At 44.4% G+C, this 21868-nt stretch carries 23 protein-coding genes and 1 other RNA gene; 12 read left to right on the forward strand and 12 right to left on the reverse strand.

The features are described from left to right. Positions 1–2: 2 nt before the first annotated feature. Entirely contained in the window at positions 3–581 is a 579-nt protein-coding gene (gene rpoE / locus ACTS60_RS14165; protein ID WP_005449784.1) for an RNA polymerase sigma factor RpoE, read from the reverse strand. A 557-nt stretch (positions 582–1138) separates the two neighbouring features. Between rpoE and nadB the strand changes: the two genes are divergently transcribed. Next, positions 1139–2746, forward strand: coding sequence for an L-aspartate oxidase (gene nadB / locus ACTS60_RS14170; RefSeq protein ID WP_440888744.1), 1608 nt, complete (start codon positions 1139–1141; stop codon positions 2744–2746). 390 nt (positions 2747–3136) lie between these two features. On the opposite strand, the gene ACTS60_RS14175 is transcribed toward nadB, so the two are convergent. Next, positions 3137–3397, reverse strand: coding sequence for an FAD assembly factor SdhE (locus ACTS60_RS14175; protein ID WP_005429937.1), 261 nt, complete (start codon positions 3395–3397; stop codon positions 3137–3139). 257 nt (positions 3398–3654) lie between these two features. Here ACTS60_RS14175 and ygfZ point away from each other — a divergent pair, with 257 nt between their 5' ends. The 3 genes from ygfZ (at position 3655) to ACTS60_RS14190 (ending at position 5950) form a co-directional block, all read left to right on the forward strand. After that, positions 3655–4623 (forward strand): tRNA-modifying protein YgfZ, encoded by a 969-nt coding sequence (gene ygfZ, locus ACTS60_RS14180; RefSeq protein WP_440888745.1) that lies wholly within the window; start codon positions 3655–3657, stop codon positions 4621–4623. Further along, the gene (locus ACTS60_RS14185) at positions 4616–5089 is read left to right on the forward strand and encodes an aminoacyl-tRNA deacylase (RefSeq protein ID WP_440888746.1); all 474 of its coding nucleotides are present in this window, start codon (positions 4616–4618) and stop codon (positions 5087–5089) included. Before ygfZ ends, ACTS60_RS14185 begins: the two co-directional genes overlap by 8 nt. 654 nt (positions 5090–5743) lie before the next feature. Further along, positions 5744–5950, forward strand: a complete 207-nt coding sequence (locus ACTS60_RS14190; protein WP_038881174.1) for a DUF1107 domain-containing protein — start codon at positions 5744–5746, stop codon at positions 5948–5950. Between the two features lie 78 nt (positions 5951–6028). Here the strand turns inward: ACTS60_RS14190 and ACTS60_RS14195 are convergent, their stop codons facing one another. From ACTS60_RS14195 to ACTS60_RS14205, 3 genes are read right to left on the reverse strand one after another with little or no spacing between them, the layout of a single operon-like run. Continuing rightward, positions 6029–7237: an FAD-dependent 2-octaprenylphenol hydroxylase gene (locus ACTS60_RS14195; RefSeq protein ID WP_440888747.1), complete on the reverse strand. Its 1209-nt coding sequence runs from the start codon at positions 7235–7237 to the stop codon at positions 6029–6031. A 28-nt stretch (positions 7238–7265) separates the two neighbouring features. Then, positions 7266–8444, reverse strand: a complete 1179-nt coding sequence (gene ubiH / locus ACTS60_RS14200) for a 2-octaprenyl-6-methoxyphenyl hydroxylase (RefSeq protein WP_440888748.1) — start codon at positions 8442–8444, stop codon at positions 7266–7268. Positions 8445–8485: 41 nt separating this feature from the next. Next, positions 8486–9064 (reverse strand): YecA/YgfB family protein, encoded by a 579-nt coding sequence (locus tag ACTS60_RS14205; protein ID WP_440888749.1) that lies wholly within the window; start codon positions 9062–9064, stop codon positions 8486–8488. 249 nt (positions 9065–9313) lie between these two features. On the opposite strand from ACTS60_RS14205, the gene ACTS60_RS14210 reads away from it, so the two are divergent. The 5 genes from ACTS60_RS14210 (at position 9314) to serA (ending at position 12617) form a co-directional block, all read left to right on the forward strand. Beyond that, positions 9314–9622 carry a cell division protein ZapA gene (locus tag ACTS60_RS14210; protein WP_440888750.1) on the forward strand — a complete coding sequence of 103 codons (309 nt, stop codon included), beginning with the start codon at positions 9314–9316 and terminating at the stop codon, positions 9620–9622. 8 nt (positions 9623–9630) lie between these two features. Next, positions 9631–9815, forward strand: a non-coding RNA gene (gene ssrS / locus ACTS60_RS14215) — 6S RNA. A gap of 5 nt (positions 9816–9820) precedes the next feature. After that, positions 9821–10414: a 5-formyltetrahydrofolate cyclo-ligase gene (locus ACTS60_RS14220; RefSeq protein ID WP_440888751.1), complete on the forward strand. Its 594-nt coding sequence runs from the start codon at positions 9821–9823 to the stop codon at positions 10412–10414. A 58-nt stretch (positions 10415–10472) separates the two neighbouring features. Beyond that, positions 10473–11129 carry a ribose-5-phosphate isomerase RpiA gene (gene rpiA, locus ACTS60_RS14225; protein WP_440888752.1) on the forward strand — a complete coding sequence of 219 codons (657 nt, stop codon included), beginning with the start codon at positions 10473–10475 and terminating at the stop codon, positions 11127–11129. A gap of 258 nt (positions 11130–11387) precedes the next feature. Beyond that, complete coding sequence (gene serA / locus ACTS60_RS14230) at positions 11388–12617, forward strand: phosphoglycerate dehydrogenase (RefSeq protein WP_440888753.1); 1230 nt, start codon at positions 11388–11390, stop codon at positions 12615–12617. Positions 12618–12693: 76 nt separating this feature from the next. Here the strand turns inward: serA and ACTS60_RS14235 are convergent, their stop codons facing one another. Then, positions 12694–13386 carry an oxidative stress defense protein gene (locus ACTS60_RS14235; RefSeq protein ID WP_440888754.1) on the reverse strand — a complete coding sequence of 231 codons (693 nt, stop codon included), beginning with the start codon at positions 13384–13386 and terminating at the stop codon, positions 12694–12696. Between the two features lie 106 nt (positions 13387–13492). After that, entirely contained in the window at positions 13493–14389 is an 897-nt protein-coding gene (locus tag ACTS60_RS14240; protein WP_440888755.1) for a LysR family transcriptional regulator ArgP, read from the reverse strand. A 144-nt stretch (positions 14390–14533) separates the two neighbouring features. Between ACTS60_RS14240 and ACTS60_RS14245 the strand changes: the two genes are divergently transcribed. Together ACTS60_RS14245 and ACTS60_RS14250 are read left to right on the forward strand one after the other, a co-directional pair. Beyond that, positions 14534–15163 carry a LysE/ArgO family amino acid transporter gene (locus tag ACTS60_RS14245; RefSeq protein WP_440888756.1) on the forward strand — a complete coding sequence of 210 codons (630 nt, stop codon included), beginning with the start codon at positions 14534–14536 and terminating at the stop codon, positions 15161–15163. A gap of 24 nt (positions 15164–15187) precedes the next feature. Next, positions 15188–15679: a YbaK/EbsC family protein gene (locus ACTS60_RS14250; RefSeq protein ID WP_440888757.1), complete on the forward strand. Its 492-nt coding sequence runs from the start codon at positions 15188–15190 to the stop codon at positions 15677–15679. A 53-nt stretch (positions 15680–15732) separates the two neighbouring features. On the opposite strand, the gene mscS is transcribed toward ACTS60_RS14250, so the two are convergent. The 4 genes from mscS to epd all read right to left on the reverse strand — a co-directional run bounded on the left by mscS (position 15733) and on the right by epd (position 20638). Next, complete coding sequence (gene mscS / locus ACTS60_RS14255) at positions 15733–16599, reverse strand: small-conductance mechanosensitive channel MscS (protein ID WP_440888758.1); 867 nt, start codon at positions 16597–16599, stop codon at positions 15733–15735. Between the two features lie 455 nt (positions 16600–17054). Further along, positions 17055–18131 carry a class II fructose-bisphosphate aldolase gene (gene fbaA / locus ACTS60_RS14260; RefSeq protein WP_005436482.1) on the reverse strand — a complete coding sequence of 359 codons (1077 nt, stop codon included), beginning with the start codon at positions 18129–18131 and terminating at the stop codon, positions 17055–17057. 155 nt (positions 18132–18286) lie between these two features. Next, entirely contained in the window at positions 18287–19447 is a 1161-nt protein-coding gene (locus ACTS60_RS14265; RefSeq protein ID WP_005436484.1) for a phosphoglycerate kinase, read from the reverse strand. Positions 19448–19600: 153 nt separating this feature from the next. Then, positions 19601–20638, reverse strand: a complete 1038-nt coding sequence (epd, locus tag ACTS60_RS14270; RefSeq protein ID WP_440888759.1) for an erythrose-4-phosphate dehydrogenase — start codon at positions 20636–20638, stop codon at positions 19601–19603. 198 nt (positions 20639–20836) lie between these two features. On the opposite strand from epd, the gene ACTS60_RS14275 reads away from it, so the two are divergent. Beyond that, positions 20837–21073, forward strand: a complete 237-nt coding sequence (locus ACTS60_RS14275; protein ID WP_440888760.1) for a hypothetical protein — start codon at positions 20837–20839, stop codon at positions 21071–21073. 50 nt (positions 21074–21123) lie between these two features. Here ACTS60_RS14275 and ACTS60_RS14280 read toward each other — a convergent pair. After that, the coding region (locus ACTS60_RS14280) for a transketolase-like TK C-terminal-containing protein (RefSeq protein WP_440888761.1) at positions 21124–21868 on the reverse strand (745 nt) is incomplete at its 5' end.

Genomic DNA, 21868 nt, shown 5'->3' on the forward strand with positions numbered 1-21868 from the left:
TACTAGCGCTGTAAAAGAGGTTTGATTTTCTTTTCCACCGCTTCACGAGCACGGAAGATACGAGAGCGTACCGTTCCCACCGGGCAATCCATTACTTCAGCAATTTCCTCATAACTTAAGCCATCTAGCTCGCGTAGAGTCATTGCTGTCTTTAAATCTTCAGGTAAAGCTTCAATTGCACTGAACACTACCCGTTGCAATTCTTTGGACAACGTTAAGTTCTCAGGGTTCGAAATTTCTTTTAAAGCGTTACCTGTCTCATAAAATTCAGCTTCTTCAGCATCAACATCTGTCGCTGGAGGTCTGCGCCCCTGAGCTACGATGTGATTTTTCGCAGTATTCACAGCAATGCGGTACAGCCATGTATAGAACGCACTTTCTCCACGAAAACTCGGGATAGCTCGGTAAGCTTTAATAAATGCTTCTTGTGCTACATCTGGAACATCACCAGGATTACTGACGTATCTGGAAATAAGGTTACATACCTTGTTCTGGTACTTAGTTACCAGCAGGTTGAATGCTTGCTTATCGCCATTCTGAACTCGCTCAATCAATACTTGATCGGTCAGCTGCTCGTTCATTCGAGCGGATACTCCTATTTGTTATGCCCCTACTCTTCTCAGATATGGGTACTAATTATGCAAAACGTAGTATTGACACCACTGCTTACTTGAGCACTATTGTGACTCTTATGTGAATGAGAAGTTCCATGGTTTTTCAATTTTTTCGTCATGGTAATTTCACAACGTGATGTCGATATCCTATTACGCTCCCAAAGCCCTGCTTACGTAATGCGCTAACAGGCATGCATCTGAGTGTGACTTGGGTATAATGGATGAACTTTACCCTAGATTGTGCTGGGTCAAGTTCAGAAAAGCAATGGCGTTGACAAACTATTACTTTTCATTTGCATAGCTAAAGCAAATAAGGCGAGACCTAAAATTAGACAGCGTCCACGCCAGTGATTACAAACGAAAAGTGAGTAGTTACGTAACGAAAGAAGAGTGGCTAAAGCCACCAATAGTATTTGCAATGAATTTAGCCTTTGGCGACGGATGTCGTAAACATGGAATGCACATGAAGTGCAAACAATACACAAGGTAACCCTTTTACCTTAGCTTGGGATCAGAATAGTTTTATGAACATGAACCGTGAACACGAATGTGATGTGTTAGTGGTAGGGAGTGGTGCCGCAGGCTTGTCGTTAGCATTGCGAGTTGCCAACCACTGTAAGGTTATAGTATTGAGTAAAGGCCCACGTAGTGAAGGCGCTACGTATTATGCTCAAGGCGGTATCGCAGCAGTATTCGATGAATCCGATACTATCGAATCTCATGTAGAAGACACCCAAATCGCGGGTGACGGTATCTGTGATGAAGATACTGTAAAGTTTATTGCTGAAAATTCCAAAGAGTGTGTTCAGTGGTTAATCGATGGCGGTGTGCCATTCGATCGCGAAGAGGATGACTCTGACGATGAGCCTCGCTATCACTTAACTCGTGAGGGAGGCCACAGTCGCCGCCGTATTTTGCACGCAGCCGATGCGACAGGTATGGCAATGCAAACCTCATTGCAAGATAACGCACATAATCACCCAAATATTCATGTCTTTGAGCGTCATAATGCGCTCGACTTAATCACCGAAGATAAAGTCGGGGGTGACAAAAACAAAGTTATCGGTGCGTATATTTGGAACCGAAACAAAGAACAGGTGGAAACCGTACGCGCAAAATTTGTCGTACTTGCGACAGGTGGTGCTTCAAAGGTTTACCAATACACCTCTAACCCAGATGTCTCCTCCGGTGATGGCATTGCCATAGCATGGCGCGCTGGTTGCCGTGTCGCAAACATGGAGTTCAATCAATTCCATCCAACTTGTCTTTACCACCCAGAAGCGCGTAACTTCTTGCTGACAGAAGCACTGCGTGGTGAAGGTGCGTACTTACGTCGCCCAGACGGCTCCCGATTTATGCCAGACTTCGATGAGCGTAAAGAGCTTGCGCCACGTGACGTGGTTGCTCGCGCTATCGACTTTGAAATGAAGCGATTGGGTGCAGACTGCATGTATCTCGACATCAGTCACAAACCAGCAGACTTTATTACCAAGCACTTCCCAACCATCTATTCTCGATTGATGGATTTGGGCATTGATATGACCAAAGAGCCGATCCCAATTGTCCCTGCTGCACACTACACTTGCGGTGGTGTAATGGTCGACCAAAACGGTCATACCGATCTAAAGAACCTATACGCAATTGGTGAAGTGAGCTATACCGGCTTACACGGCGCAAACCGCATGGCCTCAAATTCTCTCTTAGAGTGTGTGGTATACGCATGGTCTGCCGCAAAAGATATTCTTAAGCACCATACAAAGGTACAGATCGCAACAACACTACCATGCTGGGATGAAAGCCAAGTCACAAACAGTGATGAAGAAGTCATTATCCAACACAACTGGCATGAGCTGCGCCTTTTCATGTGGGATTACATGGGCATCGTACGCACTGATAAACGTTTAGAGCGTGCACTGCGCCGCATTCAGATGCTGCAGCAAGAAACTCACGAGTACTACAGCCACTTCCGCGTATCAAACAACTTGCTAGAACTGCGTAATCTATTACAAGTTGCAGAATTGATGGTTCGTTGTGCTATGCAGCGTAAAGAAAGCCGAGGCCTACACTACACCCTAGACTATCCAAATCAATTAGAAGATAGTGGCCCAACAATTCTAACTCCAAACAAATAGCACTAAGCGGGAGCTTCGGCTCCCCTTTTCCACTGTTTCAAAACCAAGCATAGTTGACGATATTGCTGTTCTTCACATCCATCTCGCCATATATTCACCCGCATACCACACTCAGTGACAAACGTGACTTTGAGCACTTTGGCTGACAGATCAACTTTCACCAATGAAGACGTTGATTTTTCACATCTCACCACTCCATTTCGATGAACAAACCACTGTCCCAAACTAGGTTTCACCACAAAGCCTGAACGAGACTGATATTGAAAAATCACTAGTAACAAATAGATAGATAAAGAAAGAGGAATATTAGAAAGGACAGTCGCCCAAACCAAACCAGATAAAACCATCAGATCTAAGATTTGGGCGTTTAAAGAGGAGGTAACCGTGCAATTAACGAACTTTGCTGAGGTTGTGAGCGACAATTTTATCAACCATCGACGCATGACCCAAGTTTTCACTACGACCATGCCCCATTACCCAAGTAAACAGATCCGGATCATCACATTCTAGTAGTGAGACAAAATCACGCTGTTCTTGCTCATTCAGTGCGTCAAAACACTCTTCAAAAAACGGCATAATCACCACGTCAAGCTCAAGCATGCCACGACGACAAGCCCATTTAATACGCGCCTTTTCTTCCGCAGTGTACATTCAGTATTCCTTCATAGATGTGTTGTTCTTAGTGCGGAGTGTAACAAGGGATGTTCTACGTCACTAGTGTGCGGGTCACAATATATCGCCAAGCGACCACAAATCCTGATCGTATTTAATAAACAAACGTTCAGCGAAGCCAAACACCTTTAATTTGTATGGGTATACCTAAGTGATTTCGGTTTACATTGAAAGCTGACAAATACCGTTTCTGCAATTAACATAGCTGAAAAATATCTTCAAAAGGCATTGTAAACATGGAATGGCAAACTCGCTTTTCACCACTCAACCTATCGACACAAGACGCGCTTCCTGAGCTGTCTATCTCGCTACTGGATAACCTTGGCATGATCACCATGATTGGGGACGATAAAAAGTCATACCTACACGGTCAAGTTACCTGCGATGTGGTCTCTCTTGAGAAAGACCAATCAACGCTAGGCGCACACTGTGATGCGAAAGGTAAAGTGTGGAGTGTCTTCCGCCTATTCCATCACAACAATGGCTACGCAATGGTTCAGCCAAAATCAGCGATTGAAGTTGAACTAACAGAAATCAAAAAGTACGCCGTGTTTTCAAAAGTAACCATCGAAGAATCAAGCGAAATAATTCTGGGCGTTGCGGGCGAGAATGCTGACGTGTTTATCTCTACTTTAAATGCAGAAGCTGGCGACGTCCGCGCTATTGAAGGCGGCACCGCAGTAAAAGTGGCACAAAATCGCTGGCTACTAGTACTAACAGCAGAAGCAGCGCAATCAGTAGTGGAAGGCAGTCAAGCAACACTGACTACTCATGAACTTTGGACACGTTTCAATATTGAAGCAGCATTGCCATACGTGGCAGCAAGCGCGCAAAACGAGCACATCCCACAAGCACTAAACGTGCAAGTGCTAGGCGGCATCAGCTTTACGAAAGGCTGCTACACGGGTCAAGAAACCGTAGCGCGCGCGAAATACCGCGGCACCAACAAACGTGCAATGTACATTGTTAAAGGTGCAACCGCGGAAGCCTTAGGTGAAGGTGCGATTGAATTGGAGCGTAGCGTGGGTGAAAACTGGCGCTCAGTAGGCGCGTTACTCACGCATTACCAATTCAGCGACAATCAAGCAATGGGTCTCATTGTATTGCCAAACAACCTTGACGGTGACACTCGTCTCCGCTTGGTTGATCAGCCTGAGTGTGAATGGGAAATCGCAGCGCTACCGTACAGCCTTGACGATGAGTAATACTATTCATACCCCTTTGATGCAGTTTTTAGCGGATCAGAACATCGAGTTCCGCCTTCTTCCTCATCAAAGACCCGCAACGACAATTGAGGATGCCGCGCAACAACGCGGTATTCGCCCCTCTCAAATGGTCAAAGCGATCCTTTTGCGCGATATGGGTAACCAATATGCGCTCGCCTGTGCGCCTGGTGATCGCAGCGTCGATCCAAAAAAAGTACGCGCGCTGCTGCAATGCCGTCGTATGACGTGTGTTGATCAAGCGGATGTAGAAGCCATTACCGGATACAAGATTGGCACTGTCACACCACTGTTATTAAAACGCTATATGCCAATTGTGTTTGATCCTAGTTTGCAGGAAGAGCAAGAGATCACTATCAGCAGTGGTGATCGTATGGCAGGTTTAGCACTGTCCATCGACGATCTTATCCATCTGTGCCAACCAACCATGGCTGATATTTGTCGCTAAATCGCATAACTCATGTAATAGAACACAGAGTTATCAAAACTACGTGATCTCACTCATATCTCCTCGAATACAGATGGGAATTTTTAGTCATTTCTAAAACATAAATAGTCACAAATAAAAAACTCGTATATGCTGAATTTGTTGGTTATGTTTTCAACAACAACCTAACCAATAAAAGTGAACCTGCTGACCAGATGACAATGTTCATCAAGCCAGGTATCCACTTTTGTGTAATGCATCTGTGACTATTCGCCCGCTATGCGGGCTTTTTTTTGAACTTACACTCACTTTCTATCTCTAATTCTATAAATAATAAACGTTTGCTATGTGAATACCTGTGAACTTGGCTCGCACTAATGACGGATTTGAAGCCTTCAGCAAACAATCATTTCCCTTCTATTCTTAATTCTGTAACAAAGCTATTGCTTAATGCTCACACTTGAAGGAGAAAAGAAAACAAGTTGGTTCCGGCGTACCTGTTTTTTTGGGGTAACCCTCACGTTAAATAAGATATGACACTGTCAAATTGTCGATGACAGCACAAATATCTAAAGCCATCGTTCTAACCTGTACTTAATACCATTGCTGTCACAATAATTTTTGCGTCAGAAAAGTAGAATACTAACGCTAGGTAAGAGATAAGGAAGAGTAAATATGAGACTGTTTAAGCGCTATACACCAGGTATGATTGCTAAACACATAAGTCGTCTTTTTAAGGGAAGAATCTATATTTACGGAGTCGGTAAATTCGAGTTTGATAACGGAAAATTGATGCTACCAGAGAAAGCTGAGAGGCGTCACTTTCAGGCAGTAAAAGAGATCAACCAAGAAATTATGAAGCTCAGATGCGCCTACGCTTAGCTAAAACATCGATGTAATAAGAAAGGCTGGATAAACCAGCCTTTTTTGTGTCTTTCGTTCGTCACGCAATATGCGTTGTTATTGACGAGCCAGTTCCGGCAAATTGCCTTTCAAACCCAATGCACGCTTCATGATTTCATCTTTTGCGCCAGGTAGTTGCCCTGCTAAGCTCAAACCAATACCTCGCACTAGCTTCTTGGCTGGGTTCTCACCTGAGAACAGATCGCGAAAGCCCTGCATTGCCGCTATCATCTTTGCCGCTTCAGCTTTACGCCAGCGTTCGTAACCACGTAGGTTACGTTTAGATCCAATGTCTTGCCCTTGTTTCCACAACGCCAACACTTCTTGTGCCAAGCTAGCTGCATCCAATAAACCAAGGTTTACACCCTGCCCTGCAAGTGGGTGAATGGTATGTGCAGCATCGCCAACTAACGCCACGCGCTCAACCACAAAGTCACGTGCATAACGCATCTTAAGTGGGAACGCTGCACGTTTACCAACCACTTCACACAAACCTAAACGCACATCGAATTCGCTGGTTAGTGCTTTATTGAACTCTTGTTCACTCATCGCGAGTAATTGATCAGCACGATTTGGATCAGTAGACCAAACAATCGAGCTCATACGTGGATCAGACATCGGAAGGAACGCCAATGGACCATGCGGTGTAAAGATCTGACGCGCAACGCTGTTGTGCGGGTCAGCGGTTTTTACGTTCGCCACAAGTGCACTATGACCGTAATCCCAATGCGTCAACGGGATATCCATTTGGTTACGCAGCCAAGAGTTTGCGCCATCTGCACCAACGACCAACTTAGCGGTCATAGCTTGACCATTGTCGAGCGTTAACCAGCTTTCTTGCTCCCCCACAGCGAGGGTTGCACAACGTGCTGGCATAAATAGGGTAACGTTATCTAGCTTTTCCACTTGCTCTAACAACGCTAATTGAATTACTCGGTTTTCAACGATATGACCAAGATCTGGCTGAGCCATACTTTGCGCATCAAACGCAATATTTGCGAAGCTATCTTGCTCCCACACTTCCATTGCGTAGTACGGAGCAGCACGACGTTGCTCGATACCTTGCCATGCACCTAACTTACGCAGCATCGTTTCACTAGAGCGGCTCAGCGCGGATACACGAACATCAGGTAGTTCATGCAACCTCTCGTCAGGCACAGAGCCTTCAATTACGGCTACACGTAGGTCACTATCTTTAAAAGCGGCGGCCAATGCTAAACCTACCATTCCACCACCGATGATGGCGATATCTACACTTTGCATCATTGCTTTTTGTTACCTAATTCGTTGCCGTTTATCGTTTCACTAGACCAAGCGTGTGGCGTAGCAACGGCTGCTTAAAAGTAGAAAGGTTATCCATCGTTGCGAGAGCAAGGTTACGCCCAATTCGCATCGCGGGTAAATCATTTGAGAAAATATGCACCAGGGAACTGGTTAACCAAATCGTTTCGCTGCGATCGGCTTCACGGCGCTGGCTAAATCGCATCAAACCTTGGTAACGCCCCACATCTTCACTTTGTTTAACGATCTCTTCCGCTAACGATGCCACATCACGAATACCAAGGTTGAAGCCTTGCCCTGCAATTGGATGAAGGGTTTGCGCTGCATTGCCGACAATAGCAAAGCGGTGCGAAATGTTTTGCTTACGATGACGCATAACAAGTGGATAGCTCGCGCGCTGTCCGACTTTCTGCATTGCCCCTAAACGCCAGCCAAAATCGTTCTGTAGGCGCTTAATGAATTCGACATCAGATAAGTTCACAACGGTTTGCGCTTCTTCTGGACGCAAGCACCACACTAGCGACATGCGGTTGTCACTCATCGGCAACAGCGCGACAGGACCATTCTCTGTAAAGCGTTCAAAAGCGCGACCTTGATGAGGCTCTTGCGTCACGATATTCGCAATCACTGCCACTTGGTCGAAATCATGTTCAGACAACTCTAGACCGATTTGCTGACAACATTGCGACACTGCGCCATCGGCAGCAACCAGCAACTTGGCTTCCAGCTTCTCACCACTGCTCAGTTCAATGTGTGCTTTGTCCTGCTCACGTTCGATGTTCGCAACCGAATCAGGGCAAAACAAAGTAATCGCTTCACTCTTATCCAGAAGCTCTTGGTAGACTCGACCGACGTCAGCAAGTTCCACTACATAGCCAAGCGCTTCAACACCCACCTCATGCTTATCAATTTCAGTCATGCCCGCATGAGAGCGGTCAGAAACGTGAATGTGTTCAATCGGGGTTGCACAAGGCTCAATAGCTAGCCATAACTGCAAGTGGCGCAGAATATTGACCGTGCCGTAAGACAAGGCAATCGAGCGTGAATCAAATCCCGGATGCTCATCCGACTGGGTTTTAAACGGCTCGACTACTGCAATTTTCAGTTCGCCTTGGGATAAACGATCGATTGCTAACGCAAGCGTGGTACCTGCCATGGCACCACCAGCAATTACAACGTCATATTGCCTCATGCTAACCTCTAGAAGCTATTCGATGATAGGAAACGATGCGATTAATGAATCGTCGGTTTGTTTTCGTTGTTATCCGGACGAGCCCCGAATTCAGCATGAATAGTAAGTACGCACGCTTTTACGTGTTCAATCACTTGTTCAAGCAATTGAGCTTGCTCACCTAGATCATCATCTTCATCAATGCCTAACTTGGCAATTTCTTCTAGATCAGCCAATGCTTCTTTTACGTCATCGGATGCTTTGTTCAGTGCAATGCCCGCCAAACCAAGGCCAGATATAAAGTGATTAACAAAATCAGATACGCCATCTGCTAAAGCAAATAAACCTTCTTCACCTACTTCATCAGGAAGCAGCAAAGATAACTCCATTGAGGTACCAGTGAGTTCACCTGCGGTCACTTTGAATATGCTTTGCGCTAACGCAAGTGCTGTGGTTGGCCAGCCCATGCCTTCGTTGGTGTAATCAAATAAAATAGGTTGCCAGGTTTGATCGTTAATCGCCAATCCACCACTTAGCATACCAACAAGTAAACCGTGTAATTCTGCCGGTGTAACAGCAAGACTTGCAGTACTTAGTTCAGCAGCAATGGATTGGTATTCAGGAAGGGTGATTTCACTCATAATCTTGGCTCATTCTTCATAATCGTCTTTTGATATATCCTACCATCAAGCATAGTTCGCTGAAACGGCAATCAATTTCAAATTTGACCAGCATTTATCCAATTTGCCCATTTCCTGTGTCATCACATCATCATTTAACAAACTAACGAGGGAAATGCTTGAATCTTAATAGAGGTTTTCCTATAGTTTCCCACTCGGTAGTTGTAGACAACATTACCTTAGATAGCGTGATAACAGAGTTTATTCATCATGAACAACCAAGCGGTCGACGTTGAAATTCTTGGCAAAATGACACGAGTGAATTGTCCTGCTGGACAAGAAGAATCACTCATTGCTGCGGCAAAAGATCTCGATCGTCGATTGAACGAGATGAAAGAACGTACTAAGGTAAGCAATGAAATTCAGCTACTGACTTTTGCTGCGTTGAACATTAGCCACGAGCTTCAAACCAAATCCTATGAAGCCAACGGCCATCAGCAAGAAATCACAGAGCGAATGGAAGAGCTCACTGCATCTTTAGATGATGCACTTAGCAAAGTAAAGCAAGGACAGCAGTAATTACCAAATTTACCCTGGGGTGTTCGTCAGCAGGATTTAAGTCCCTGAGCCGATAAGCAATACCAAAGGGTTAGTACTTGATAGCTATTGAGCAAGCTTGGCATGCACCGAGAAGCCTACGGTTATCATTGCTGATCCGCCTTGAACCAGCTGGTTCAAGGGCCACAATCCTCAACGGCACCCTGGGGTATCCTTTCTATGTCAGACCTATCTCGACAAGACTTCCGAAAACTCATTCGCAAAAAACGCAATGCACTATGCAGTGATACCCAGTTCCAAGCTGGACTTGATCTCCTTAGTCAGTTCTCACAACTGCCTGAAATTCAAAGTGCACAACACATTGCAATTTACCTTTCCGCAGATGGAGAGTTAGATACTAAGCCTCTCATTGAATGGCTATGGCAGCAGGGTAAGTCGATTTACTTGCCTGTGATTCATCCTTTCTCCAAAGGTCAGTTACTCTTCTTGCAGTATTTAAGTGACGATCAGTTGGTATACAACAAATACGGAATCTTAGAACCTGCACTTGATATCCGCCATATCAAACCAGTTCGTGAGCTCGATTTAATCTGCACACCTTTGGTGGGGTTTGATAGTGTGGGCCATCGCCTTGGTATGGGCGGAGGCTACTACGACCGCACACTCGCACGCTGGTTTAGCACTGGCGAAGGTGCAAAACCAATCGGTATCGCCCACGATTGTCAGCATGTTGAGCGCTTACCAATAGAGAGTTGGGATATCCCTTTGCCAAAGATCGTGACACCAAGCCAAATCTGGCAATGGGAAATCTAACACGTTACCGCTATAATCACGCCGCAAACGTTAAAGAACATCTATGCAGGAGATAGGCATGACTCAAGATGAAATGAAGAAAGCGGCTGGTTGGGCAGCACTTAAATATGTTGAAAAAGGCAGCATTGTCGGTGTTGGTACTGGCTCTACCGTGAATCACTTCATCGATGCCCTAGGTAGCATCAAAGACGATATTAAGGGCGCAGTATCTAGTTCTGTCGCTTCTACTGAGCGTCTAAAAGAACTCGGTATTGAAGTTTACGAGTGTAACGATGTAGCTAAGCTAGATGTCTACGTTGATGGTGCAGATGAAATCAATGCAGCCCGTGACATGATCAAAGGCGGTGGTGCAGCACTAACTCGTGAAAAAATCGTTGCCGCGATTTCAGACAAATTCGTATGTATCGTTGACGGCACAAAAGCAGTTGACATACTTGGCCAATTCCCACTTCCTGTAGAAGTTATCCCAATGGCACGCTCTTACGTTGCTCGCGAGTTGGTGAAGCTAGGTGGTGATCCTGCATACCGTGAAGGTGTTATCACTGATAACGGCAACGTGATTCTAGACGTACACAACATGCAAATCACCAATCCAAAAGAGATGGAAGACAAAATCAACGGCATTGCTGGTGTAGTAACGGTTGGTCTATTCGCTCACCGTGGTGCTGATGTAGTTATCACAGGCACACCAGAAGGTGCAAAAATAGAAGAATAAATCATTAGATGATCTAAATTTTCTGTTATTTCATTACAGACGGCGCCCTAGGGCGCCGTTTTTTCTTCCTTTTTCTAAGAAAAGCATGCCTTATTCCGTAATTTTCTTACCCAAAGTAAATTTTTTTTGTTACTTTATTGAACAGAAGACGCACAAGGAAACGTTTGTCTTCCGACAAAACTGTTAATTATCCCCTTTTTAGTAGTTTTGCTTTATGTGCGCCACATTAGCCCACCTTTCCATTTAAGGACGAGAAAAATGGCCAAAGTTTCACTGGAAAAAGAAAAGATTAAGATCCTCTTATTAGAGGGACTCCACCCTTCTTCAGTTGAAGTTCTTCAAGCAGCTGGTTATAGCAACATTGAATATCACAAAGGCTCCCTTTCGGAAGAAGAACTGATCGAAGCCGTTAAAGACGTGCATTTCATCGGTATCCGTTCCCGAACTAACCTATCGGAAGAAGTGATCAATGCGGCGAATAAACTGGTTGCGATTGGCTGTTTTTGTATCGGTACTAACCAAGTTGATCTAAGTGCAGCGTCAAAACGCGGTATCCCTGTATTTAATGCACCGTTCTCAAATACACGTAGTGTAGCTGAACTAGTACTTGGGCAAATTTTACTGCTTCTGCGTGGCATTCCGGAAAAGAATGCACTAGCACACCGCGGTATCTGGAAGAAGAGTGCTGACAGCTCATACGAAGCGCGCGGTAAACGTCTGGGCATCATCGGTTATGGTCACATTGGTACTCAGCTAGGTATTATCGCCGAAAACTTGGGCATGCGTGTCTACTACTATGATATCGAAAACAAGCTATCACTAGGTAATGCGACACAGGTTCACACAATGAGCGAATTACTCAATAAGTGTGACGTTATTTCTCTTCATGTTCCGGAAACTCCAGAAACCAAGAATATGATGGGTGAAGAGGAGTTTGCTCGAATGAAGCCAGGAGCGATCTTTATCAACGCTGCTCGCGGTACCGTAGTTGATATTCCTGCACTATGCCATAGCCTAGAGTCTGGCCATGTATCGGGAGCCGCAATTGATGTGTTCCCTGTCGAGCCAAAAACCAATAAAGATGCATTTGAATCGCCACTACAAAAGTTCGACAACGTTATCTTAACACCGCACGTAGGTGGCTCAACACAAGAAGCACAAGAGAATATCGGTGTCGAAGTTGCTGGCAAACTGGCGAAATACTCAGACAATGGTTCAACGCTATCAAGCGTGAACTTCCCAGAAGTATCATTGCCTGAGCACCGTGAATGTTCACGTCTATTGCACATCCACAAGAACCGCCCAGGTATCTTGACGCAAATTAACACCATCTTCGCAGAAGAAGGTATTAACATCGCAGGTCAGTACTTACAAACGGCAGCAGAGATCGGCTATGTGGTTATCGACGTTGAGACATCTCGCGCAGAAGAAGCACTAGTGAAACTAAAAGGTATCGAAGGCACAATTCGTGCTCGTATCCTTCACTAAGGGTATCTTGAACAAATACAAAAGGCAGGGAAATCCCTGCCTTTTTTCATTTTGTTCATCAGTACTGACTTGAGTACTATTTCAGTCTGTAAATCACATCCACTTGATCACGAATCACAAGTGTCGAGTCTTGATAGCTATTCGAGCTTTGCTTCGCATCCATCGCCATTGAACGCATTAAAATTGGCTGTCCATTCATTTGGTTGTATGAAATCTGCCAAACGTCACCAAGTTTCTTTTCAAATCCAACCGCTAGTGATGACGCTTTTTCTTTTGCGTCTTTAATCGCCGCCATACGAGCCTTTTGTTGATACTCAGACTGATTACTCACTTTCAATTGAATGTTATCAACTTGGTTGATACCAGACTCTAACGCCATATCCAGGTATTTATTCAGGTTTGCTAAATCATTGACGTTTACATTGATGCTGCGTGATGCTCGATACCCAACAAGTTCTGCTTTACCCGATTTAGGGTAATGATATTGCGGCGCCAAATATAGATTCGAACTCGTCACATTGTCTTTTGAAAGACCTGCATCAGATAACTTTTTCAAGAACTCATCAACCGATTTGTCGACTGACTGCTTTGCTTGTTCAGCCGTCATTGTCGTATCAACAACTTTTACCGAAAAAGTAGCCATATCAGGGGCAGCAACCACCTCACCATATCCAGTGGTGGTTACATGAGCAAACTCTGGTGCGTTCGCAAAAACAGATAAACTAGTTAAGCTTAATGCTGATGCGAGCAGGTAAGACGAAAGTTTCATTATACAAATCCATCCATATCAATATGGCTTCATCATAGGTAATTCTGACGAATATCCAAGCACCATCAAGCACTTCTAACACAATCCTGACTCAGTAAACAACATGTTACTGAGGCAAATTATGTTGCGCATATGACACAATCGCATTCGAGATTTCTTGAAGAACCCCTGTCTCTAATTGCCAGTGGTGCCAATAAATCCGATATGACATCAAGAAGCCCGGTGTTATATCGATGAGCTCACCTTTCTCTAGTTCATCAGTGATCTGCAAGCGCGGAATCAAACAATATGCGACGCCAGCCAACGCCATTTTGAGAAATGCTTCTGAGCTACTGATATTGTGGTGAATTACGCTATCTGGCCTGACATTAAAGTGCTCCGTAAGGAATTTCTTATGTAGATCATCATACTGGTCATAAGACACCGCTGGTGCTTTTGCTAAGGTTTGATTGTTTACACCTTCAGAGAAATAGCGTTGATAAAACTCAGGGTTGGCGACACAAACATAATCAATGCGCCCAAGATAGTCAGCTCGACAACTAGGGATGGCTTGAGACTCCAAACTGATCGCCCCCGCTACTTCGCCACTTCTGAGTTTTTCAATTGAGCGAGACTCTCCGTAGATAGTCAGCTTGAGCTCCACTTGGCGATACTTCATCACATCCTGCAATGCCGGTAATAACCAAGTAGCTAAACTGTCAGCATTGGTCGCCAGTGAAAGTTGTACAGGACGTGTCGACGTGTCGTTTTTCAGCTCAGGAAGAATTTCATGTTCCAAAAGCCTTACACGACGGTAAAGCCCAAGTAACTTCTTACCAATAGGAGTTGGCTTGGGTGGCTGCTCCCGGATAAGTACTGGCTGAGCAAGGTATTTCTCAAGTTGTTTAATACGTTGCGAGATCGCGGATTGCGACACAAACAGGTGCTCCGCGGCGCGGTCAAAACTACCTTGATGCACTACGGCATCTAGGGCTTCTATCCACTTATAATCTAATCCTCGCACGCGCTATTTCCTCCTTTAAAACCTCAAACCCAGCCAGATAAGAACTGCTAATAATATATTAAAATCATTAATTATACTTATTTAGTTAAAAGATTTATCTTCCTCTCCTCTGTTGTTTTATTGCTAAATTTTTTGAGGTGAGCTGTGAGTTTGTGGGTGTTATTACAAGGATTTGGTTTGGGTGCGACAATGATCATTCCAATCGGAGCGCAAAATGCTTATGTCCTTAACCAAGGTATTAAACGCCAACACCATCTGACTACAGCAACCATTTGTAGCCTGCTAGACATGCTCTTTATCTCACTAGGTATTTTTGGTGGTGGCGCGATTCTGTCACAAAATGAAATCCTGCTGACATCAGTAACTTTAGGTGGTATCGCTTTCTTAAGCGTTTACGGCTTGCTGTCATTAAAGAGTGCATTCAAGTCGGCTGATGCATCAGAGTCGAAAGGTGAAGTGGTCGCGCGTGGTCGTCGTACCGTTATTCTTGGTGCACTTGCCGTTACCGTTTTGAACCCACACCTCTACTTAGATACTGTGGTGATCTTGGGCTCCATCGGCGGTCAGTTTGAAGGTAACGATCGAATCGCCTTTGCAATGGGCACTATCATGGCATCGTTTGTATGGTTCTACACATTATCATTAGGTGCAGCGAAACTAGGCCCGACGCTTTCAAAGCCAAAAGTAAAGAAAGGCATTGATATCGCAGTTGCCGCTATGATGTTTACTATCGCTTTTGTTCTCGCAAACGAACTAGTCACCAAATACTGGTAAGGAAAGATAGGGAAGAAACACGACATGGAGTCACTACAAAAAATCTATCAACTCAATCGAGAACGATTCAATGCACTCTCTATCCCCTTTCGAGAATGGCAGCATGAGGCCATTCTCGACTTTGAAACCGACCTAAAGGTTGCTGCGGAGCTTGGCTGGAAAGGCACGCACACCAAGAGCCTTTTTATCAAACTAAAAGGCCTAGGCTATGCCGTGTACCTCACTGACAAAGACTCGCGTTTAGACTCCAAACAAATCAAAACCATTACGGGTAAACGGCCTTCAATTTGTAGCGATGACGAAATGATCGAACAACTAGGATGTGTACCCGGCGCAGTTTGCCCAATTGGTCTACCAGAACATATAACCATCATTGTCGATACCGCTCTATATCAACACGAAGAATTGCTCTATACGCCTGGCTTACCCGAATCGACTTTCGGCTTCGCGGGCAAAGAGCTCAAGCGACTACTCCTTGCTGGCAGCAATACGCTGTTAGAAATACAAAAGTTCTAGATATAAAAAAGCGAGGCAAACGCCTCGCTATTTCATGTTCTCAATCGAAGTGATTAAGCTTCTACTTTGTTCAAGTGAACATCCATTTGTGGGAATGGAATTTCGATACCTGCTGCATCAAGCGCTTCTTTGATTGCTTGAGTAGAGTCGAAGTAAACATCCCAGTAATCAGATGTTTTACACCATGGACGAACCACGAAGTTCACTGAAGAATCTGCTAATGCTAGCACGCCGATCGTCATGTCTGGATCTTTCAGAATGCGAGGATCTTTTTCTAGCGTTTCACGAATTACTTGCTTAGTTTGCTTAAGATCCGCTTTGTAAGACACACCAATCACCAAGTCAACACGGCGAGTCTCGTGGCGTGAGTAGTTTGTGATTGCACCACCGATAACTGAAGAGTTAGGCACAACAACCATTTTGTTGTCAGGTGTTTTTAATACAGTTTGGAAGATTTGAATTGCTTCAACGCTACCTGCTACACCACCGATTTCTACATAGTCACCAGACTTAAACGGACGGAATGCAACAATCAATACACCCGCAGCAAAGTTAGAAAGTGAGCCTTGTAGTGCAAGACCAACAGCAAGACCTGCCGCACCGATTACTGCAACAACAGAAGCAGTTTGAACACCTACACGACCAAGTGCCGCGATAAGTACGATAACAAATAGAAGGTAACGAACTAGACCGTGGACAAACTCAACAACCGCTTTGTCCATCTTTTTCTTTTCAAGCACTTTTGAAACGCTGTTCGCTACTGCTTTAACGATAATGTTACCGATAAACAGAATCAGTAGTGCCGAAATGATGTTCACACCATACTGAATAAGAAGATCTGAGTTGTTATTTAGCCACGTTTCAGCTTTGCTCAAACCATCAGTTAAAGAGGTATCGATACCCATCGATTCACCTGCCATAATTCGTATCCTCAAAATAAAGATATATAAATCTAATTGCCGTTAACTTATGAACCTTGTTTTTTATAGGCTCTTATCTACAACAACATCCCTATTGTTTTACTGAACAGTGTCAGATTTTTGGCACAATATCTCAATTTTAAAATTTTTCAAAGTCAGAGTTTCGCAAAGATATGCAAAACAAAGATTTATCAGAAAATTCTGATATTGGCTTGTTACAGAGTACGCAAAGGTTTTACATTTCGCCACACTTTTTGCTTAGTTTTATGCTACTTGGTGTCAAAATACACTGGGTTTCGAAATTTGCGTAAAAACGAAGGGATATGAAGTGAGATGATCATATAGCAGTTGATTTAGTTATCAATTGCTCTAGCAAGGAGAATGTCGGCAGTCTCATTGTTTAGACATAAAAAACCCGCTCAAAGAGCGGGTTTTAGAAACTCAGGTAAGACGAATTATAGTACGTCTACTGCGTTTAGGTCAGCAAATGCTTTCTCTAGACGAGCTACCATTGAAGCTTGACCAGCACGTAGCCATACGCGTGGGTCGTAGTACTTCTTGTTAGGAGCGTCTTCACCAGTTGGGTTACCGATTTGACCTTGTAGGTAATCGCGGTTTTCCGCTTCGTATGCACGGATACCATCCCATGTAGCCCACTGAGTATCAGTATCGATGTTCATTTTGATAACACCGTAACCGATAGACTCTTGGATTTCAGCTTCAGTAGAACCTGAACCACCGTGGAATACGAAGTTTAGAGCGTTAGGTGCAATACCAAACTTCTCTGCACAGTATGCTTGAGAGTCACGTAGGATAGTTGGAGTTAGAACAACGTTACCTGGCTTGTAAACGCCGTGTACGTTACCGAAAGATGCAGCGATAGTGAAACGTGGGCTAACAGCGCTTAGTTTCTCGTATGCGTATGCTACGTCTTCTGGAGAAGTGTAAAGCTCAGAAGCGTCCATATCAGAGTTATCAACGCCGTCTTCTTCACCACCAGTACAACCAAGTTCGATCTCGATTGTCATGTTCATTTTAGCCATGCGCTCTAGGTACTTAGCACATGTTTCGATGTTCTCTTCTAGAGACTCTTCAGAAAGGTCTAGCATGTGAGAAGAGAATAGAGGCTTACCAGTTTGAGCGAAGAACTCTTCACCAGCGTCTAGTAGACCGTCGATCCATGGTAGAAGTTTCTTAGCAGCGTGGTCAGTGTGTAGGATTACTGGCACACCGTAAGCTTCTGCTACAGCGTGAACGTATTTAGCACCAGCTACAGCACCAAGGATTTGAGCACCTTGACCTTCAAGTTTAACGCCTTTACCAGCGAAGAAAGCAGCACCGCCGTTAGAGAACTGAACAACTACAGGAGCTTTAACTTTTGCAGCCGCTTCTAGTACAGCGTTTACAGAATCAGTACCAACAACGTTTACTGCTGGAAGTGCAAAGTTGTTCTCTTTTGCTACTTCAAATACTTTCTGAACGTCATCGCCAGAGATAACACCTGGTTTTACGAAGTCGAAGATCTTAGACATGGATGTAATCCTATTTATCTGTCGTTTTTTAAACAAAACTTGTTAAATTGAAAAATCTTGCAAACGTTTGCTCACAACTGAGGCTATTCTAGCAGAGTTCCACTCTCGTTGCAGCAAACAAGAAAGCGGGAGATAACTCCCCCGCTTTGCGATTATTACTTAGCGCGTGCTTCTAGCATTTCAACTGCTGGAAGTACTTTACCTTCTACGAACTCAAGGAAAGCACCGCCGCCAGTAGAGATGTAAGATACGTCAGCTTTGATACCGAACTTGTCGATAGCTGCTAGCGTGTCACCACCACCTGCAACAGAGAAGCCTTCAGAAGCTGCGATAGCTTCAGAGATACCTTTAGTACCTGCTTCGAAGTTCTTGAATTCGAATACGCCTACTGGACCGTTCCAAAGGATAGTCTTAGCGTTCTTAAGGATTTCTGCTAGTTCAGCAGTTGAATCTGGACCAAGGTCGAAGATCATATCGTCGTCTTGTACTTCAGAAACGTGCTTGATTTCAGCTTCTGCGTTCTCGTCGAATGCTTTCGCACATGCAACGTCAGTTGCTACTGGAATTGCACACTCGTCCATTAGCTTCTTAGCTGTTTCAACTAGGTCTGCTTCGTATAGAGACTTACCAACGTTGTGACCAGCAGCTGCGATGAATGTGTTAGCAATACCACCACCAACAACTAGTTGGTCAGCGATTTTAGATAGAGACTCAAGAACAGTTAGTTTAGTAGAAACTTTTGAACCACCTACGATAGCAACCATCGGACGAGCTGGCTTGTCCATTGCTTTGCCTAGTGCTTCTAGTTCGTTCGCTAGTAGAGGACCAGCACATGCTACGTCTGCGTGCATACCAACACCGTGAGTAGATGCTTGTGCACGGTGAGCCGTACCGAACGCGTCCATTACGAAGATGTCACATAGAGAAGCGTATTGCTTAGATAGTTCTTCTTCGTTTTTCTTCTCGCCTTTGTTGAAGCGAACGTTTTCAAGAACAACTAGTTCACCAGCGTTTAGCTCTAGACCGTTTAGGTAGTCTTTCGCAAGTTTAACTTCGCAATCTAGTGCGTCGTTTAGGTAGTTAACTACAGGTTGTAGAGAGAACTCTTCAGCGTATTCACCTTCAGTTGGGCGACCTAGGTGAGAAGTAACCATTACTTTAGCGCCTGCTTCTAGACAGTGCTTGATAGTTGGAAGAGATGCGATGATACGTGCATCAGAAGTTACTTTACCGTCTTTTACTGGCACGTTTAGGTCAGCACGGATAAATACACGTTTACCTGCAAGATCCAGGTCAGTCATCTTGATTACAGACATGATGTGTCCTCTCAAATATTAAATAATTAAAGTTTTTAAAAACCCGGCAATCCTGCCAAGCCCGTTAATTCTTCAAACTGGTTATTGATATGGAGATACGTCAAATTTATTTCAAGGTCTAAAATAAAAATTTTCTCCATCGCTACTTCACTCTTATTGCTCCACTTGTGAAGAAGCTTGCATTGCTAAGGCGGTATCCAGCATCCGGTTAGCAAAGCCCCATTCGTTATCGCACCAAACGAGCATTTTTACGAGTTGCCCATTACTCACTCTGGTCTGAGTTCCATCCACAATTGCACTATGGGGATCGTGGTTAAAGTCGATAGAAACGAGTGGCGATTCAGTATAGTCAACAATGTTACGTAATGTACACTGAGATGCGTTAACAATGGTTTGATTTACGTCATTAACTTTCACATTTGTACTAATTGTGACACTTAAATCCATCGCAGTGACGTTTACAGTTGGTACTCGAACCGAAATTGCTTCAAATTTGTTGGAAAATTTCGGGAAGATTCTTTCAATCCCCTTATGCAACTTGGTATCAACTGGAATGATGGATTGGCTGGCCGCGCGTGTGCGACGTAAATCATTATGGTAAGCATCGATAACTTGCTGATCGTTCATTGAAGAATGAATGGTTGTGATGGTGCCAGACTCAATGCCGAAGGCTTCATCCAAGACTTTGATGATTGGAACGATGCAGTTGGTGGTACATGAACCATTGGACACCACGCGGTGTTCGTCTTTCAGAGTTTCGTGGTTCACACCATAAATAATGGTGTTATCGAGGTCATTAGCACCGGGATGCGAAAACAGCACTTTATTCGCTCCAGCCTCAATATGTGCTTGGCCGTCAGCTTGGCAACCAAAGACACCTGTACAGTCGAGAACAATATCAACTTCGAGGTCGCGCCATGGTAATAGCTCAATCTCAGCAAGGTGAAGGATACGGATGGGGTCAAATTCGCCACTGTCATGGTGAACAAAGAGGTGCTGTTGATCGTGAGAGATTTTCTTTCCAAAGCGGCCATGGCTGGTGTCATATTGAAGAAGATGAGCCATCGCTTCTGGTTGTGCCAGCTCGTTTACGGCGACAACCTTAATCTGTTGGTGCTTACCACTCTCATATACTGCTCGCAGTACATTACGACCGATACGCCCAAATCCATTGATCGCAACCTTTAGCATTTATCCTTCGCCTCACTAAAAATTCGTGGCACAGATAGTACCTGATACGCAGGCTGAACGCATTAAGTAAGTGATCTCACTCGCGGTAAACTATCTTTTCACTTCACGATACATTCACATTGCCAATATATTTATTCCTGACCTCGCGTAGTTCACTTGGCACTTTAACTCCTTGTTTAACCACCAAAGGAAATGCGTATGTCAGGTTTTCCCGCTGCTCACTTTTGCAAGCGATGTAATAGAGATACACCACACTCAGAGGTGCTAGTCCGTAAACCAAGCAGTTATGATACGGATAAATCGATTCTTGGAACCTTAAAGCTTTGGGCTCATACCCTGATAAACGGCGGTCATTATTACGATATGGATCGCTATGTCACCTGTAAGGAATGTGGAAACAAAGAGAAAGACAACTGGGGAAACGAATTTGAATAGGCACAAAAAAACCGAGCGATAACGCTCGGTTTTTCATTTCTAACGCTAAATTACGCTAGTAGTTCTTTTGCTGTGTTCACTACGTTTTCTACAGTGAAACCAAACATTTCGAACAGTTGGTCAGCTGGTGCAGATTCACCGAATGTTGTCATACCGATAATGCGACCATCGAAGCCAACGTACTTGTACCAGAAGTCAGCAATACCAGCTTCAACTGCAACACGTGCAGTCACGTCTGAAGGCAGTACAGATTCACGGTAAGCCGCATCTTGCTTATCGAAAGTATCAGTAGCAGGCATTGAAACCACGCGTACTATCTTACCTTCTGCAGTTAGTTGTTCTGCTGCTTTCACTGCTAGCTCAACTTCTGAACCAGTCGCGATTAGGATTAGCTCAGGCTTACCATCGCTGTCTTTCAGGATGTAACCACCTTTTGCGATGTCTGCAACTTGCTCAGCAGTACGCTCTTGTTGTGCTAGGTTTTGACGAGAGAAGATAAGTGCTGATGGACCATCTTTACGTTCAATTGCTAGTTTCCAAGCTACTGCAGACTCAACTTGGTCACATGGACGCCATGTGCTCATGTTTGGAGTCAGACGTAGAGACGCGATTTGCTCAACTGGTTGGTGAGTTGGACCATCTTCGCCAAGACCAATAGAGTCGTGCGTGTAAACTTGGATGTTCTGAACTTTCATCAGAGCAGCCATACGCATTGCGTTACGTGCGTATTCCATGAACATTAGGAACGTCGCGCCGTAAGGAACGAAACCACCGTGTAGTGCGATACCGTTCATG

The organism is Vibrio sp. WZ-1 (assembly GCF_052037695.1).
Taxonomy (GTDB): domain Bacteria; phylum Pseudomonadota; class Gammaproteobacteria; order Enterobacterales; family Vibrionaceae; genus Vibrio.

Bases quoted from the DNA above. Each gene is read 5' to 3' on its own strand.
- ACTS60_RS14205 (WP_440888749.1), bottom strand. From the start codon at position 9,064: ATGAGTGAAATCACCCTTCCTGAATACCAATCCATTGCTGCTGAACTA.
- ACTS60_RS14185 (WP_440888746.1), top strand. From the start codon at position 4,616: ATGAGTAATACTATTCATACCCCTTTGATGCAGTTTTTAGCGGATCAG.
- ACTS60_RS14190 (WP_038881174.1), top strand. From the start codon at position 5,744: ATGAGACTGTTTAAGCGCTATACACCAGGTATGATTGCTAAACACATA.
- ygfZ (WP_440888745.1), top strand. From the start codon at position 3,655: ATGGAATGGCAAACTCGCTTTTCACCACTCAACCTATCGACACAAGAC.
- serA (WP_440888753.1), top strand. From the start codon at position 11,388: ATGGCCAAAGTTTCACTGGAAAAAGAAAAGATTAAGATCCTCTTATTA.
- rpiA (WP_440888752.1), top strand. From the start codon at position 10,473: ATGACTCAAGATGAAATGAAGAAAGCGGCTGGTTGGGCAGCACTTAAA.
- ACTS60_RS14195 (WP_440888747.1), bottom strand. From the start codon at position 7,237: ATGATGCAAAGTGTAGATATCGCCATCATCGGTGGTGGAATGGTAGGT.
- rpoE (WP_005449784.1), bottom strand. From the start codon at position 581: ATGAACGAGCAGCTGACCGATCAAGTATTGATTGAGCGAGTTCAGAAT.
- mscS (WP_440888758.1), bottom strand. From the start codon at position 16,599: ATGGCAGGTGAATCGATGGGTATCGATACCTCTTTAACTGATGGTTTG.
- epd (WP_440888759.1), bottom strand. From the start codon at position 20,638: ATGCTAAAGGTTGCGATCAATGGATTTGGGCGTATCGGTCGTAATGTA.
- ACTS60_RS14210 (WP_440888750.1), top strand. From the start codon at position 9,314: ATGAACAACCAAGCGGTCGACGTTGAAATTCTTGGCAAAATGACACGA.
- ACTS60_RS14220 (WP_440888751.1), top strand. From the start codon at position 9,821: ATGTCAGACCTATCTCGACAAGACTTCCGAAAACTCATTCGCAAAAAA.
- ACTS60_RS14275 (WP_440888760.1), top strand. From the start codon at position 20,837: ATGTCAGGTTTTCCCGCTGCTCACTTTTGCAAGCGATGTAATAGAGAT.
- ubiH (WP_440888748.1), bottom strand. From the start codon at position 8,444: ATGAGGCAATATGACGTTGTAATTGCTGGTGGTGCCATGGCAGGTACC.
- ACTS60_RS14175 (WP_005429937.1), bottom strand. From the start codon at position 3,397: ATGTACACTGCGGAAGAAAAGGCGCGTATTAAATGGGCTTGTCGTCGT.
- fbaA (WP_005436482.1), bottom strand. From the start codon at position 18,131: ATGTCTAAGATCTTCGACTTCGTAAAACCAGGTGTTATCTCTGGCGAT.
- ACTS60_RS14265 (WP_005436484.1), bottom strand. From the start codon at position 19,447: ATGTCTGTAATCAAGATGACTGACCTGGATCTTGCAGGTAAACGTGTA.
- nadB (WP_440888744.1), top strand. From the start codon at position 1,139: ATGAACATGAACCGTGAACACGAATGTGATGTGTTAGTGGTAGGGAGT.
- ACTS60_RS14250 (WP_440888757.1), top strand. From the start codon at position 15,188: ATGGAGTCACTACAAAAAATCTATCAACTCAATCGAGAACGATTCAAT.
- ACTS60_RS14235 (WP_440888754.1), bottom strand. From the start codon at position 13,386: ATGAAACTTTCGTCTTACCTGCTCGCATCAGCATTAAGCTTAACTAGT.